Source organism: Streptomyces sp. NPDC007264 (assembly GCF_042869095.1).
In the GTDB taxonomy this organism is placed as follows: Bacteria; Actinomycetota; Actinomycetes; order Streptomycetales; family Streptomycetaceae; genus Streptomyces.
Window position 1 is genome coordinate 63,519 of the sequence record NZ_JBIAFD010000015.1, and the last position, 14,548, is coordinate 78,066.

Genomic DNA, 14,548 nt, shown 5'->3' on the forward strand with positions numbered 1-14,548 from the left:
CGCCGCCGGTGCGGTTCACGACTCCGGGCGTGCCGCCGCGAGGGAGTCCTGGGCGTCGTCGGCGGCGTGGGCGAGGAAGTCGTCGACCATGCGGTGGAAGAGGGTGGCCAGTTGGCGGAGTTCCTCGGACGACCACGCGGACAGGGCCACCTGCATGCCGCGGACGCCGACGTCGCGGATGCGGTCGATGGCCTCCTGGCCGCGCCGGGTGATCTCGATGCGCTGGGCGCGGCGGTCGTCGGGGTCGGGTGCACGCGTGACGTAGCCGGCCTTCTGCAGCTGCTGCACCTGGCGGGTCACATGGGAGGCCTCGACGCCGAGCCGGTGGGCCAGCTCCCCCGGGCGCAACGGCTCGGAATCGGCGATCTGCCGCAGCAGCGCGACGGCCGCACGATCCAGCGGCACTCCGGCCAGGGCCATCAGACGCTCGTGATGCCGGGCCCGGGTGCTCAGATAGGTGATGCGGTTGAGCGCGCGCTCGATCTCGGTCACTTCCGGGGAGGCCGGGCCTGGCGGCGGCTGTGCGGTGGGCATGCCTGCCACGCTACCATATACTTGCCTGACTCAAGTAAATTTTCCGGCCGGGCCGACCCGGGGGCGGCCGCGTCCTCCACGGACCGTAGCGGCTTGCCGATAGCCTGGGAAGCCGACCGGTGAGGAGAGCCCGACGGTGCACGACCCGAACAACGCCGAAGCCGGACCGGCCTCCGGTCGGCGGGCGCGCGGGGAACTGGAGAGCGGGGTGCTCGGCACACTCTGGGCGGCCGACCGGCCGCTGACGGCGCGCCAGGTCCGGGACCGGCTGCCGGGAGACCTCGCCTGCACGACCGTGCTCACGATCCTGTCCCGGCTGTACGACAAGGGCATGCTGGTCCGGTACCGCGAGGGCCGGGGATACACCTACGAGCCGGCCCGTGAGCAGGCGTCCCGCACCGCCGAGCGGATGCACACGCTGCTGGAGCGCGGCTACGACCACGAGGCGGTGCTCGCGCACTTCGTCTCCGCGCTGTCCGAGCAGGACGCCCGGTCGCTGCGGCGGCTGCTCTCGCAGGACGGGGCGCGCGACGGTTCCGAGGGGGCCGGGGAGGGACCCTGAGCCCGCACCGGCCGGCGTCCTGCGGGACATTCGCGTCGGAGGTCAGGCGACCGGTGGCGTGCCATGGGTGTGGAAGGACTCGATGGTCTTCAGGCCCCACGCCTGCCCCTCGGCCCGCTCGCTCTCGGTCCAGGTGATCAGCGGCCAGTCGGGGGCCAGCACCAGACGGGTGAGCGGATTGCACAGCTCGATGCGGTTGCCGCCCGGCTCGTAGACGTACAGGAAGAACGTCTGCTGGATCGCATGCTTGTGCGGGCCCGTCTCGATGAACACCCCGGTGTCCACGGCCAGGTCCGCGGCGCGCAGGATGTCCTCGCGGGTGTCCGTCGCGAACGCGACGTGGTGCAGCCGACCGCGCGAGCCGGTCCAGTCCTCGGTGTAGACGAGGTCGTACGACTTGTCGGTGAACGTCAGCCACTTGGCCGCGATCCTCCCGCTGTCGAGCCTGATCTGCTCGGTCGGGCGGGCACCGAGGACCTGCTGCTGGAAGTCGGCGTTGGCGGCGACGTCGGAAGCGAGGAAGTTCACATGGTCCAGCCGCCGTACCCCCACGCCGTGGCCCGGCTTGGCCTGGGGCTGGTTCTTCAGGCCCGGACGGAGCTCGTCCGGGCACCGGTACCACTCGGACTCCCAGTACAGGGCGATCTCGTGGCCGTCCGGGTCGGTGGTGACGTACAGCGGGCCGAGGCCCGGCTCGTCCTCGCTCCAGTGGCCCGTACGGCCCGCCGCGTCCAGTTCCGCGACCCTGCGCCGCAGGGCCTCCTCGCTGGAGGTGCGCAGCGCCGTGCGGCGGATGCCGGAGGTCTCGTGGGCGGTGAGGACCAGGCTGTGGTGCTCGTAGTCGTCCCACGTCCGCAGGTAGACGGAGTCACCGTCCTGCCCGTTGACCGTCAGGCCCAGGTAGTCGGTGAAGAACACCAGACTGCGGTCCAGGTCCGGGGTGAGCAGTTCGACGTGCCCGAGGTGGGCGATGTCCCCGAGGGGCGGAGTCACGGAAGGCTCCTTCTTGGCGGCTGCGTGCGGAAGTGGGTGCGGCGGGGAAGCGGGCAGCAAAAGGGCTGCCGCCGGGCGGGAACTCCGGCAGCCGAGGCGGCCGTCCGCGCCCAGCGCCGTTCGGCATGGTCGCCCTCCCTGAACCAGTGCCCGTCGAACCTAGAACCAACCCGACAAGATTGTCAACAATTTCATCTGTCAGATTGCCTCATGAATGCGCGACACCTGTGGACGACGGCACCGACCCGGTCAGAAGGGATAGTGCGCGTGCTCGGTGGCGAGGGTGACCCAGCGGGTGTTGGAGAACGCCTCGATGCCCCAGCGTCCGCCGAAGCGGCCGTAGCCGGAAGCCTTCACCCCGCCGAAGGGCGCGTGTGGTTCGTCGGCCACGCACTGGTCGTTGATGTGCACGATGCCGGTGTGCACCCGGCGGGCGACAGCGAGCCCGTGGGTGGCGTTCTCGGTGATGATGCCGCAGGTCAGACCGTTGTCCGTGTCATTGGCGAGCATGATCGCGGTGTGGTCGTCGGCGAACGTCTCCAGCACGCAGACGGGCCCGAAGACCTCGGCGTGGTAGAGCTCCGCGTCCTTCGGCACGCCGGCCAGGACCGTCGCCGGGTGCACGGCGCCCTCGGGCTCGCCGCCGATGAGGACCCTGGCCCCCTCGGCGACGGCGTCCTGCACCAGCGCCGCCACCCGCTGCGCCGCCGCGGCGCTGACCAGCGGCCCGACCACGGTCCTCGGATGCGCGGGATCCCCCGCCCGCAACGCGGCTGCCTTCTCGACGAACTTCTGCGTGAACTCCTCCGCCAGCGACTCGTGCACCAGAACCCGGTCGGCCGACATACAGATCTGCCCGGAGTTCATGAACACACTGAAGGCAACCGCGTCGACCGCATGGTCCACATCGGCGTCCCCCAGCACGATCACCGCGTTCTTGCCACCCAACTCCAGTAGCGCAGGCTTGAGATGACGCGCCGCCAGCTCACCGACGACACGCCCCACCCGCGTGGAACCGGTGAAGTTGACCGCCCGCACCCGCGGATCGCCGACCAGCGCCTGGGCGACCACCGCCGCGTCCTCCCGCGCGTTGGTGACCACGTTCACCACCCCGTCCGGCAGCCCCGCCTCCCGCAGCACATCGGCCACCAGCAGCCCACACGCGATCGGCGCGTCCTCACTGGGCTTCACCACCACCGTGTTGCCGGCCGCCAGCGGCGCCGCCACCGCCCGCACCCCCAGGATCACCGGCGCGTTCCAGGGCGCGAACGCGGCCACCACCCCCAGCGGCTCCCGCACCGCCAACCCCAGCACGCCCTCCTCCTGCGCACTGAGCACCTCCCCCCGCGGCGCGGTCACCGCCGCCGCGGCCTCCCGCAGGACGTTCGCCGCCAGCGCCACATTGAAGAAGGCCCACGGCCGGGTGCCACCCGCCTCGTGCGCCATGACCTCGGCCACCTGCTCAGCCCGCGCATCCAGCAGGTCCGCCGCCCTGAGAAAGACCGCACGACGGGCGAACGGCGCAAGCGCGGCCCACCCCGCAGACGCCGCCTCCGCCGCCCCCACCGCCCGCGCGACATCCTCAGGACCCGCCGCCGCCACCGTCGCGTACACCTCCCCCGTGTACGGATCGACATCCAGGGCGGTACGACCGGAGACGGCCGGCACATCCCTGCCGCCGATGAGGAGTTCACGGGCGAGGGGCATGGCGGCTTCCTTCGGTACGCGGCTACGAGATGGCGTATGCGGGCCACGAGCAGCCTGGTTCGCGTGGTGAACCTGGTGCGCCCCCTCTCCTACTGGACGGCGGGCACCAGCCCGGTGACCGGCGCGGCCAGGTCGGTGGCCTGGTGCAGCCGGTTGATCTCGTGCAGCCGGTTCAGGTCCTGGAGCTGGCGGGAGGGCCGGGGGACCCCGTCCCCCTGTCCCGCCGGGAGGCCGCTGCCGGCCAGTGAGTCGAGCAGGGCGACCGGGTTCGGCTTGCCCGAGGGCGGGGCGGCGGGGGCGGCCGCGTTCGCGAGCGGGGCGGCGAGGCCCGTCATGCCGACGGCGAGACCGACCGCTGCGGCGATGTGTCGTGTGGAGATCATGCCTTCAGCAACGGCGCCGGGCCGCGGGCGGTCACGGGCGCCGGGCCGCGCTCACCCGGGAGGCGCACGGCAGCGACTGCGCTTGCCGGGCGTCCCGCTCCGGAGGAGGCTCGAAGGAGGGGCCTTCGCGGTCGGCCGGCGGCCGGGCCGGGATCTTCGAAGGAGGTCATCATGGGCAGCGCGGCAGGCACCGCCTTCGACACAGAAGCCTTGCGCCGAGGCATCGAGGCAGAGGACGCGACGGCCCTGCTGTCGCTCTACACGGACGACGCGGAGATCCGCATCGTCGACCGCAACTCCCAGCCAAGCCGTCCGAGGATCGTGCACGGCCTGGACCAGATCGGCGAGATGCTCGGCACCGTCTACAGCCGGAACATGACGCACCACCTGGACCAGTGCGTCGTCCAGGGCGACCACGTCGCCTTCACCGAGTCGTGCCGGTACGCGGACGGCGTGCGGGTGCTGGGCACGTCGATGGTGTCGCTGCGCGACGGCAAGATCGCCGAGCAGATCCTGGTCCAGGCGTGGGACGAATAGCGCGGCGGCCGTGAGGGGCCGCTCAGCCCACGGCTCTCCCGGGCCCGCTCGGCGCGGGCGGGAGCGGGCCACCGGGGCCGGGGGCGGCGGGCCCGGAGGCGGCGGGACCGGGGGCGGCTGAGCCGGAGGGGGCGGGGTCGGAGGGAACGGAGTCGGCGGCGGGGCCGGAGGGGCCGGAGTCGGCGGCCACGACGAGTTTGCGCAGCAGGTCTGCCAGGGTCCGCTTCTCCCCTTCGGTCAGTACCGCGAGCAGCGCGTGCTCGCCCCTGTCCTCGGACAGCGCATGCCGCTCGAAGGCGTCGTGTCCGGCATCGGTGAGCCGCACCCGCACCCGCCTCCGGTCCCCGGTCTCGTGCGTGCGGCTGATCAGTCCGGCCTCCTCCAGCGGTCCGAGCCGGGCCGACAGCGCGCCGCGCGTGAGGCCGAGCAGGTCCGCGAGCTGCGAGGGGCTCGCGGTGTACGGCGGGCCCTGGCGGCGCAGCATCAGCAGCACCTTGAACTCCCAGTGCGCGAGCCCGTCCGCGTCCAGAGTGTCGCGCCGGGCCTGCGCCGTGTGCCGCGCCAGGATCGCCAGCCGGGCGAAGATCGCCTCCTTCACCGGGTCCATCCAGGCCAGTTCCCGCTCCCAGAGCGCGACATGCCGGTCGGCCGAGTCACCCATGTCCGTTCCCCTCGGCAACAGTTTTCTTGTGGATGGTTTTTCTGATTACTACTGTCCCCGCCATGACGAACGCAACGGCTACGACCGTCGATGTCGCCCGACTCGTGTCCGCCGCCCGGGAGTTGTCCCTGGGCGGCCGCTGGGAGAGCGCGACCGCCCTGCTGGACGCGGCGCACACGTCCGACCCCGGGGCCTGCGCCCGGCTCGCTCTCGCGGCCGCCGAAGTGGCGCTGGAGCGGGACTGGTTCGCCGCCACGAGCACGGCGGGCGAGCGGCTGCGCACCGCAGGGAAGGAGTGGGCGGACGGTGCCGGTGAGGAATCCTGGGATCTGGGGTTCCTGTGGCTGCGACACGACTACTTCGCCCGGCTTCGCCCCGGACGCGACGGGGTGGCCTCCGGCCCGGACGGGAAGGACCCGGAGACGCCGGCCGGCCTGCGCCGGCGCGCGGAGGATCTGCGCGACCGGGCCCCGGACCCCGTGCGCGGCGGCTGGGCGGAGATGTACCTCGGCCTGATCCGCGACAACCTCCTCGCCGAACACTCCGCCGCGCCGGCCCACTACGCACGCGCACTGCGGGCCGGCGAGGTCGGCGACGACCTGCTCGCCCGGGAGGCGCTGCGCCACCTCGGGGCCCACGATCACGACGCGGGCGACCATGCTCGCGCACGGGAACGGTGGCAGCGGGCGACCGCGCTCGGCGCCCGCGCCGGTACCGTGCCCGGCACGCTCACTCAGCAGATGCTCCTCGCGGTGCTGGCCCGCGCCACGGGGGACGAGAGCGGGGCCACGGCCCTGGCCCGGGAGATCGCCCGCTGGGCCGCGGCCATCGGCGCGGGCCACATCGGGGCGCAGGCAGAGGCGTTCCTGGCCGGGGCGGATCCCACCGCGCCGACACCGGAGCGGTAGGGCCCGGGCGCGTCCGGGGAGCCCGCGGGCCCGGGCCTCCGCGGCGGCACGCCCGCACGCCCCGGCGGCCCGCCGTCCGCCCGCACGCCCCGGCCGGGGATGCGCGGGCCGGGCGGTGGCGCCGGTTCCGCTCTCAGGTGCCCGGAGGCGGTCCGGCGGGGCGCACCAGGGCGAGCAGCAGCCCGACCAGCTCGTCCACGATCTCGTCGAGGGTCGCGTCCACCCGGCCGGCCCGCCAGTCGTGCAGCAGGCCGTTGACGCTGCCGATGAACGCCGCGGCCGCGATCCGGTAGTCGCGCGGCGCCGCCTCTCCGCGCGCCACGGCCCGCGCGGCTTCCGCACAGATGAAGTCCACCCACCGGGACCGGCGTTCGAGGCGCTGCTCCTCCAGCCGGGGACTGACGCCGATGATCTCGACGAAGGTGATGCGGATCCGGCGCGGATCGGAGGTGACGTTCGCCGCGTAGGCCCGGAAGACGGCGGCGGCGCGCTGGGCGAGCGGCAGGTCGCGGGTCCCGGCGAGGGCGGTGGCGGCGGCTTCCTCGGCCCAGTCGTTGACCTGGAGGTGGAGGGCCGCCAGGACGTCCTCGAGGGTGCGGAACTCCTCGTAGAACTGACGCGTCGACAGACCCGCGGCCTCGCTCAGCGCGGCGACCGTGGTGGCCCGGAAGCCGGGGCTGTCGCCGAACAGTTGGAGCGCGGCGTCCAGGAACCGCCGGCGCCGCTCGGCCTGCCGCTCCGCGGCCGACCTGCCGCCGTAGCGGCCCGTCGGCTGCCTGAGCCTGCCCGTCACGCGCCCTCCCTCGTCGCTCGGTGATCCGTTCGCCCGCCGGACAATTTTGTCCCGCCCGAGGTCTTGTGAAGAGGGGCACCCCTTCCTTACTTTCCAGTAAGGTCACTCTGAACGCAGGCGTATTCAGAATCCCGAGCCGCAGCATGCCCGGCTCCCCCGGAGCCGGGGTACCACCCCCGTCCCGGCTCCGCGGAGCCAGGGCGACCGCCCCGTCGCGGTCCGTCCGGGCGGGGCAGCACCCCTTGCCTGCGTTGTCATGCCCCCACCATCGATGAAGATAGGGACCCGCATGTCCGTCCTCAGACCCCGGCACTTCCTCTCCCTCGCCGCCGTCCTCGCCCTGACAGCAGGCGGCACGGCGACCGCCGCCACCGCCCAGGACTCCTCCGCCGCGCTGCGCGAGGTGCTGTTCGTGGGCAACAACTGGGACGGCACCGCCGACGTCGTCAAGTCGACGGGCGACTTCGCGAAGATCGGTCAGGTCAACGTCATCCCGGACAAGGCGGAGCGGCTGGCGGAGATCAACGCCGACCCCATCAAGTGGATCTACTACATGTCGATCCGCAGCCAGGTCGGCGAGGGCCACGACCAGTACGTCGACGACATGTACTCCACGCCGGACGGCAGCTCGATGGTCGTCTCCCGGCCGAGCTTCGCCGACGTCGTCTCCATCGACCTGGCCACCGGAAAGATCAACTGGCGTTTCCCGGTGGCCGGTTACCGCGCCGACCACATGGCGGTCTCCCCCGACGGCACCCGGGTCGCGGTCTCGGCCTCGACCGCCAACAAGGTGCAGGTGCTGGACATAGGCACCGGCAAGAAGGTCGGGGAGTTCAGCACGGGCGACAAGCCGCACGAGAACGTCTTCACCAACGGCGGCAAGTACATCTGGAACATGGCCATCGGCGAGGTCACCACCGCGCTCGACGACCCGCTGCTGGACTGGACGAAGGGCGACCGCCACATCACGATCGTGGACGCGACCACCTTCAAGGAGGTCAAGACGATCGACATGCGCGACCGGCTCGACGCGATCGGCCTGAAGAACTTCTCGGACGCCGTCCGGCCGGCCGCGTTCAGCCCCGACTGGTCGAAGCTGTACTTCCAGGTGTCGTTCTTCAACGGCTTCCTGGAGTACGACGTCGCCACCGACAAGATCACCCGGGTGAAGACACTGCCGGAGAACCCGGCGACCAACAAGGACCGCACCACCTGGCTCCTCGACTCGCGTCACCACGGGATCTCGATGAACCCCGAGGGCACCAAGCTGTGTGTCGCCGGGACGATGGACAACTACGCGACCGTCGTCGACCGGGCCTCCCTCCAGGAGGGTCCGCTGATCACCGCGTCGACGCCGTACTGGGCGACCGTGAGCGGTGACGGCAAGGACTGCGTCATCTCCGAGGCCGGGGCCGACAGGATCACCGCGATCGACTTCGCCACCGGTGAGAAGGTCACCAGCGTGAACGTCGGCGACCACCCGCAGCGGGTGCGCCTGGCGCACGTCCCCGCAGACTGGACGGGCCCTTCCGCCGGCTGATCCCGGCCGGCGGCCGGCCTTCCGCCGGCTGACGCCCGGCCGGCGGAAGGCCCGATCTCCGCTAGCCGATCCTCTGCGCAGCCCACCCCGACAGCTCCGTCCGCGCCGCGTCCAGTTGCGACGCGGACGGAGCCGTCGCCCCGTTGGTCACCAGCGCGTAGTGCAGGGCTCCGGGGCCGGAGGCGGTCAGCAGCAGCCGCTCGCCGCCGGCTCCGCCCGGCTCGTTCGCCACCGCGATCGGGGTCGTCCTGGTGTACGCGGACAGGCCGGCCGCGGTGCCGAGGTCGGAGACCACCGTGGTGGACGCGGCCGGGAAGGAGGCGGGCAGGTGCAGCTCCGTCGGCGCCGTGCCGCCGTCCGACCGCCAGACCAGCAGTCCGTACTGGCCCGAGCCGACGAGGCGCGCGACATTCGGCAACGAGCCGGGCACCGGGTTCCAGGTCAGCGTCGTCGAGCCGTCCCTGGAGCGGTCCTCGTAGGTGAAGGCCACCGTCGTCCCCGCCGTGGCACTCGGGTAGATCCGGTCGAGCAGGCGGGCGTCCTGGCGCAGCACCGCCGCTCCGGAGTCGTCGAGGGCCACCGCCGAGAGGTCCTCGTCGTTCCAGGCGTCCCCGGAGGTGAGAACCTTGTCGGGGTTGCCGTTCATCAGCTCGTGGTGCCGGCCGTTGTAGAGGTCCCACTGCCACTGCGTACCGGACAGCACCGGTCCGGAGGCAGCTGGGTCGGACCACCAACTCGCTCCCGGCAGACGGGAGTCGAGCGCCTGATACATCGCCTTCAGCACCGTGGGCGCCTTGTCGGAGACCGAGCCGGTGAGCGGATGCCCGAACTCGCTGACGACCGCGGCCGTGCCGAGCGCCGAGGCCCGGTCGCGCACGGTGCGGAAGTCCGCCGCGTACTGGCCGTCGGCCGCCTTGCCCCACATGAAGACGCCGGAGATGGCCTTCTGGTCGTAGAAGTGGGTGTTGAAGACGTAGCGCGGACCGATGGTGCCGGCGTCCAGCAGTCCGCCCTCCTGCCGCTGGAAGTCGAGGTTGGCGTTCCAGAAGAGGTTGGGCTCGACGAAGGCCGGCTTGTCCTGCCAGCCGGCCGCGTCCATGCGCGCGCGGAACTTCCGGTAGAACGGCCAGAGCAGGTTCTGCTCCCAGCCGCGGCTGCTCTGCCCGGAGTCGTACGCGCCCGCGTAGGGCTCGTTGAACGGGTCGAATCCGACGACGCCCGCGAACTCGTCGTCGCTCAGGTGCTGTTCGAGGTACGCCATGGTCTTCCCCGCGGTGTCGAGGAAGGCGTCCTGCACACCGTACGCGTTGTGCCAGAAGTCGTACGACGCCTTCGTCACCGCCTGGTTCTGGGTGATGTTCTGGCCCCAGAAGAGACAGATGCCGCAGGACTCGGCGGGGTAGTGGCCGGCGTCCACCGCCCACTCGGGGGCACCGTCGCCCGTGTACCAGCTGCCCTCGTGGAAGAGGTAGCGGGAGTAGAGGTCCTGGTGGAAGTCGGGGACGACGCGGACGCCGGCGTCGAGGAACGCGCGCATCTGGTCGGTCACCGCGGCGAGGTACGCCGTGTCGGCCTGACCGCGCACGGGCTCGGCACGGGCCCAGGAGAGCAGGAAGCGGACCGTGTTGCCGCCGCCCAGGGCGCGCAGGGCGGCCGCCGACTTCCTGGCGTCGGCGGCCGAGGCGAACGGCAGTCCGCCGTTCTCCTCCAGCTTGGTCTCGCCGGAGACGTTGTAGCCGCGCAGGACGACCTCGCGGCCGAGGCCGTCGGTGAAGCGGCCGCCGTCGACGGTGAGGGCGGTGGACGCCTGGGCGTCGAACCAGAGGGAGTCGGGGACGGGGGCGGCGGCGGCCGGACGCACGGCGGGCGCCGCGAGGAGGCCGGTGAGTGCCACGAGAACACCGAGCAGACGCGCGGGTAATCTGGACATGTGCACAACAATCAGCGGTCTGAACGAACGACGTCAACACCCCTGCGTCACAAGGCTCCGGCGCACCTCCCCCACCAGCAGACCCCCGGCGCCGGCAGGCCCTGTTCCACCGCGCACACCCGGACCGCCGGCACCCCGCCCACCCCCGCGCCCGTGATCACCGGGCCGAAGGACCGGCCCCTTCGCAAACGGCAACGGATTAACGCTCAACCATTTTGCGTCGCGATACTCGCCCCTCCCGCCCCCCGGCCTTAGAGTGACGCACGTCACGCAAACTGGCTGACACGCCTCACCTTGCTCTGGGAGGGCACATGACCCGTATCGCGGTGAAGGTGGACGGCACCACATACGAGGACGAGGTCGAACCCCGTCTCCTCCTGGTCCACTACTTGCGGGACCGGCTGGGTCTCACCGGGACCCCCATCGGCTGTGACACCTCGAACTGCGGCGCCTGCACGGTCGAGCTCGACGGGCAGACCGTCAAGAGCTGCTCGGTGCTCGCCGTTCAGGCCGACGGGGGCGAAGTGACCACCGTTCAGGGGCTCGCCACGGACGGCGAGTGGCATCCCCTGCAGAAGGCGTTCCACGAGCAGCACGCACTGCAGTGCGGTTACTGCACGCCCGGCATGATCATGGCAGCCCGGGACCTGCTCCGGGAGAACCCCTCCCCGACCTCGGACGAGGTACGGCACGCCCTGGAGGGCAACCTCTGCCGGTGCACCGGATACCAGAACATCGTGCGCGCGGTCGTCGCCGCCTCCGGGCAGGGGGCCGCGTCATGACCGGGGCGACCGAGCGGGAGGTGGGCCGGGCCCGGCTGCGCAAGGAGGACGCCCGGCTCGTCACCGGCCAGACCCAGTGGACCGACAACATCCAGGTGACGGGTCTGCTGCACCTGGCGATCCTGCGCAGCCCCATGGCGCACGCCCGCATCGACCGGGTCGACGTCTCCCCCGCACTCCGACGGCCCGGCGTCGTCGCGGCGTTCAGCGGGCGCGACCTCGCCGAGGGGCTGGGCTCGCTGCCCTGCGCCTGGCCGGTGACCGAGGACATCGTGCTGCCGGAGCACCCCCCGATCGCCGTGGACGAGGTGCGCCACGCGGGGGATCCGGTGGCGGTCGTCGTCGCCCGCGACCGGTACGCGGCCGCCGACGCGCTGGAGGCCGTCGAGGTCGACTACACACCTCTGCCGCCGGTGCTCGACCTGGAGGCGGCGCTCGCCGACGACGCCCCGCTCGTCCACTCCGACAAGGGCACCAACCGCTGCTACGTCTGGCCCCTGAAGACCGGCGAGGACTACGAGACCGTCAGACGGCGCGCCGAGGTCGTCGTCCGGCGCCGCTACCACCAGCAGCGGCTCGTCCCCAACGCCATGGAACCGCGCGCCGTCGTGGTCACCCCGCTGGCCGCCTCCGGCGAGTACACCCTCCACTCGGCCACCCAGATCCCGCACATCCTGCGGATCATGCTCGCCACGGTCACCGGGATCCCCGAGCACAAGCTGCGCGTGATCGCGCCCGACGTGGGCGGCGGCTTCGGCTCGAAGCTCCAGGTGTACGGCGAGGAGGCCGTCGCGCTGGCCGTGGCACGCCGCCTGGGCCGCCCGGTGAAGTGGACCGAGTCCCGCTCCGAGGGGTATCTGGCCACCCACCACGGCCGGGGCATGATCCAGGACATCGAGATCGCGGCCACCCGCGAGGGCAGGCTGCTCGGTCTGAAGGTGGATCTCCTGGCCGACATGGGCGCGTACCTGATGCTGGTCACTCCCGGCATCCCGATCCTGGGCGCGTTCATGTATCCGGCGATCTACAAGATGGACGCCTACGATTTCACCTGCACGGGCGTGTTCACCACCAGGACGCCCACCGACGCCTACCGGGGCGCCGGGCGCCCGGAGGCCACGTTCGCCATCGAGCGCGTCATGGACGAGCTGGCCGCCGAACTCGGCGTGGACCCGATCGAGCTCAGGCGCCGCAACTGGATCGGTCACGAGGAGTTCCCGTACACGTCGGTCGCGGGACTGACCTACGACAGCGGCAACTACGAGGCGGCCACGGACAAGGCGCTCGCCCTGTTCGGCTACGACGACCTGCGGGCCGAGCAGCACAAGCGCAACGAGCGCGGCGACACGGTGCGGCTCGGCATCGGCGTGTCGACGTACACCGAGATGTGCGGGCTCGCGCCGAGCCGGGTGCTGCGTGACCTCAGGTACGCGGCCGGCGGCTGGGAGGCGGCGAGCATCCGCATGCTGGCCACCGGCAAGGTCGAGGTCGTGACCGGCACCAGCCCGCACGGGCAGGGGCACGTGACGGCGTGGAGCCAGATCGCCGCCGACGTGCTGGGGGTGCCGTTCGAGGACGTCGAGGTCGTGCACAGCGACACGAAGGCCGCTCCGCAGGGCATGGACACCTACGGGTCGCGGTCACTGGTCGTCGGCGGCGCGGCCGTCCACCACGCCGCGGTGAAGGTGGTGCAGAAGGCCCGGAAGGTCGCCGCGCACCTGCTGGAGGCGAGCGAGCAGGATCTGGACTTCGCCGGTGGTGTGTTCTCCGTGAAGGGCTCGCCCGAGGCCCGTAGGACGATCCAGGAGATCGCCTTCGAGACCTTCTCCTCCCACGACCTGCCCGACGGCATGGAACCCACCATCAACGCCGAGCACGTCGTGGACCCGGAGAACTTCTCCTACCCGCACGGCACCCATCTGTGCGCGGTCGAGGTGGACACGGAGACCGGGCGGACCTCGATCCGGTCGTACGTGTGCGTCGACGACGTCGGCCGCGTCGTCAACCCGCTGATCGTCGAGGGGCAGGTGCACGGCGGGGTCGCCCAGGGCATCGGCCAGGCCCTGTACGAGGAGGCGGTGTACGACGACGAGGGCAACCTGGTCTCGGGCACGATGGCCGACTACCTCGTGCCGTCGGCCGCCGACCTGCCCCACTTCGTGACGGACCGGACCGAGACGCCCGCCACCTCCAACCCCCTGGGCGCCAAGGGCGTCGGCGAGGCCGGGGCCATCGCGGCCACGCCGGCGGTCGTCAACGCCGTCGTCGACGCGCTGCGGCCCCTGGGCGTCACCGACATCCCCATGCCCTGTACACCCGCACGGGTCTGGCAGTCCCTTCAGGAGGCGTCGGCATGATCCCCCCGGCATTCGCATACGCCCGGCCGGCGACCGTCGAGGAGGCGGTGCGCACGCTCGCCGACTCGGGCGACGAGGCGAAGGTGCTGGCCGGCGGGCAGAGCCTGCTGCCACTGCTGCGGCTCAGGCTCACCTTCCCCGAACTCGTCGTGGACGTGGGCCGGATCCCCGGCCTGCGCGGCGTGCGCGAGGACGGTGACGCCCTGGTGATCGGGGCGCTGACCACGCACCACGAGGTGGTCCGCGACCCGCTGGTGCGCCGTCACGCGGGACTGCTCGCGGCGGCCACGGCGACGGTCGCCGATCCGGCCGTCCGGCATCGCGGCACCCTCGGCGGCTCGCTCGCGCACGCCGATCCGGCCGGTGATCTGCCCGCGGTGGCGCTCGCCCTCGACGCCGAGCTGGTGGCGGTGGGACCGCAGGGGCGCCGGACCGTTCCGGCACGGGAGTTCTTCGCCGACTATCTGCAGACGGCGCTGCGCCCCGACGAGTTGCTCGTCGAGGTGCGGGTGCCCAAGACGGACGGCTGGGGCTTCCACTACGAGAAGTTCAACCGGGTGGCGCAGGCCTGGGCGGTGGTCGGCGTGGCCGCCCTCGTGCGGCGCGACGACGGCCACATCGCCGAGGCGCGGATCGGACTGACGAACATGGGCCCGACACCCCTGCGGGCCACGGCCACGGAGGCCGCGCTCGCCGGGGCCCCGGTGGCGGCGGACGCCGTGGCCCGGGCCGCCGACTCCGCGGCGGAGGGCACGCGCCCGTCGTCCGACCCGTCGGCCACGCCCGAGTACCGCGCGCACCTCGCCCGGGTGCTCACCCGGCGGGCGGTCCTGGCGGCGGCGGGGACGGAGTGACGGATTG

Annotated in this window: 14 protein-coding genes; 7 read left to right on the forward strand and 7 right to left on the reverse strand. The window is 72.2% G+C overall.

All coding sequences use genetic code 11. The features are described from left to right. Positions 1 to 15: 15 nt before the first annotated feature. Positions 16 to 534 (reverse strand): MarR family winged helix-turn-helix transcriptional regulator, encoded by a 519-nt coding sequence (locus tag ACFYMU_RS24360; RefSeq protein WP_388376836.1) that lies wholly within the window; start codon positions 532 to 534, stop codon positions 16 to 18. Positions 535 to 670: 136 nt separating this feature from the next. Between ACFYMU_RS24360 and ACFYMU_RS24365 the strand changes: the two genes are divergently transcribed. Next, positions 671 to 1,096 carry a BlaI/MecI/CopY family transcriptional regulator gene (locus tag ACFYMU_RS24365; RefSeq protein WP_388376839.1) on the forward strand — a complete coding sequence of 142 codons (426 nt, stop codon included), beginning with the start codon at positions 671 to 673 and terminating at the stop codon, positions 1,094 to 1,096. Between the two features lie 42 nt (positions 1,097 to 1,138). Here ACFYMU_RS24365 and ACFYMU_RS24370 read toward each other — a convergent pair whose 3' ends face one another. The 3 genes from ACFYMU_RS24370 to ACFYMU_RS24380 all read right to left on the reverse strand — a co-directional run bounded on the left by ACFYMU_RS24370 (position 1,139) and on the right by ACFYMU_RS24380 (position 4,179). Beyond that, positions 1,139 to 2,089, reverse strand: a complete 951-nt coding sequence (locus tag ACFYMU_RS24370) for a catechol 2,3-dioxygenase (protein WP_388376842.1) — start codon at positions 2,087 to 2,089, stop codon at positions 1,139 to 1,141. Between the two features lie 249 nt (positions 2,090 to 2,338). After that, the gene (locus tag ACFYMU_RS24375) at positions 2,339 to 3,796 is read right to left on the reverse strand and encodes an aldehyde dehydrogenase family protein (RefSeq protein ID WP_388376844.1); all 1,458 of its coding nucleotides are present in this window, start codon (positions 3,794 to 3,796) and stop codon (positions 2,339 to 2,341) included. 89 nt (positions 3,797 to 3,885) lie between these two features. Then, positions 3,886 to 4,179: a hypothetical protein gene (locus ACFYMU_RS24380; protein ID WP_388376847.1), complete on the reverse strand. Its 294-nt coding sequence runs from the start codon at positions 4,177 to 4,179 to the stop codon at positions 3,886 to 3,888. Positions 4,180 to 4,350: 171 nt separating this feature from the next. On the opposite strand from ACFYMU_RS24380, the gene ACFYMU_RS24385 reads away from it, so the two are divergent. After that, positions 4,351 to 4,716, forward strand: a complete 366-nt coding sequence (locus ACFYMU_RS24385; protein WP_388376850.1) for a nuclear transport factor 2 family protein — start codon at positions 4,351 to 4,353, stop codon at positions 4,714 to 4,716. Between the two features lie 22 nt (positions 4,717 to 4,738). On the opposite strand, the gene ACFYMU_RS24390 is transcribed toward ACFYMU_RS24385, so the two are convergent. After that, positions 4,739 to 5,377 carry a MarR family winged helix-turn-helix transcriptional regulator gene (locus tag ACFYMU_RS24390; protein ID WP_388376853.1) on the reverse strand — a complete coding sequence of 213 codons (639 nt, stop codon included), beginning with the start codon at positions 5,375 to 5,377 and terminating at the stop codon, positions 4,739 to 4,741. A 62-nt stretch (positions 5,378 to 5,439) separates the two neighbouring features. On the opposite strand from ACFYMU_RS24390, the gene ACFYMU_RS24395 reads away from it, so the two are divergent. Then, positions 5,440 to 6,285: a hypothetical protein gene (locus ACFYMU_RS24395; protein ID WP_388376856.1), complete on the forward strand. Its 846-nt coding sequence runs from the start codon at positions 5,440 to 5,442 to the stop codon at positions 6,283 to 6,285. A 133-nt stretch (positions 6,286 to 6,418) separates the two neighbouring features. On the opposite strand, the gene ACFYMU_RS24400 is transcribed toward ACFYMU_RS24395, so the two are convergent. Further along, positions 6,419 to 7,078, reverse strand: coding sequence for a TetR/AcrR family transcriptional regulator (locus ACFYMU_RS24400; RefSeq protein WP_388376859.1), 660 nt, complete (start codon positions 7,076 to 7,078; stop codon positions 6,419 to 6,421). A 289-nt stretch (positions 7,079 to 7,367) separates the two neighbouring features. Between ACFYMU_RS24400 and ACFYMU_RS24405 the strand changes: the two genes are divergently transcribed. Then, positions 7,368 to 8,618: a YncE family protein gene (locus ACFYMU_RS24405; protein ID WP_388376862.1), complete on the forward strand. Its 1,251-nt coding sequence runs from the start codon at positions 7,368 to 7,370 to the stop codon at positions 8,616 to 8,618. Positions 8,619 to 8,679: 61 nt separating this feature from the next. Here the strand turns inward: ACFYMU_RS24405 and ACFYMU_RS24410 are convergent, their stop codons facing one another. Then, on the reverse strand, positions 8,680 to 10,548 hold the full coding sequence (locus tag ACFYMU_RS24410; RefSeq protein ID WP_388376865.1) for a cellulase family glycosylhydrolase: 1,869 nt from the start codon (positions 10,546 to 10,548) through the stop codon (positions 8,680 to 8,682). 311 nt (positions 10,549 to 10,859) lie between these two features. Here ACFYMU_RS24410 and ACFYMU_RS24415 point away from each other — a divergent pair, with 311 nt between their 5' ends. From ACFYMU_RS24415 to ACFYMU_RS24425, 3 genes are read left to right on the forward strand one after another with little or no spacing between them, the layout of a single operon-like run. Continuing rightward, the gene (locus tag ACFYMU_RS24415; protein WP_388376868.1) at positions 10,860 to 11,330 is read left to right on the forward strand and encodes a (2Fe-2S)-binding protein; all 471 of its coding nucleotides are present in this window, start codon (positions 10,860 to 10,862) and stop codon (positions 11,328 to 11,330) included. Then, complete coding sequence (locus ACFYMU_RS24420) at positions 11,327 to 13,687, forward strand: xanthine dehydrogenase family protein molybdopterin-binding subunit (RefSeq protein ID WP_388376871.1); 2,361 nt, start codon at positions 11,327 to 11,329, stop codon at positions 13,685 to 13,687. Before ACFYMU_RS24415 ends, ACFYMU_RS24420 begins: the two co-directional genes overlap by 4 nt. After that, entirely contained in the window at positions 13,684 to 14,541 is an 858-nt protein-coding gene (locus ACFYMU_RS24425) for an FAD binding domain-containing protein (protein WP_388376872.1), read from the forward strand. The genes ACFYMU_RS24420 and ACFYMU_RS24425 overlap by 4 nt, the downstream gene beginning before the upstream one ends. Positions 14,542 to 14,548 lie beyond the last annotated feature (7 nt).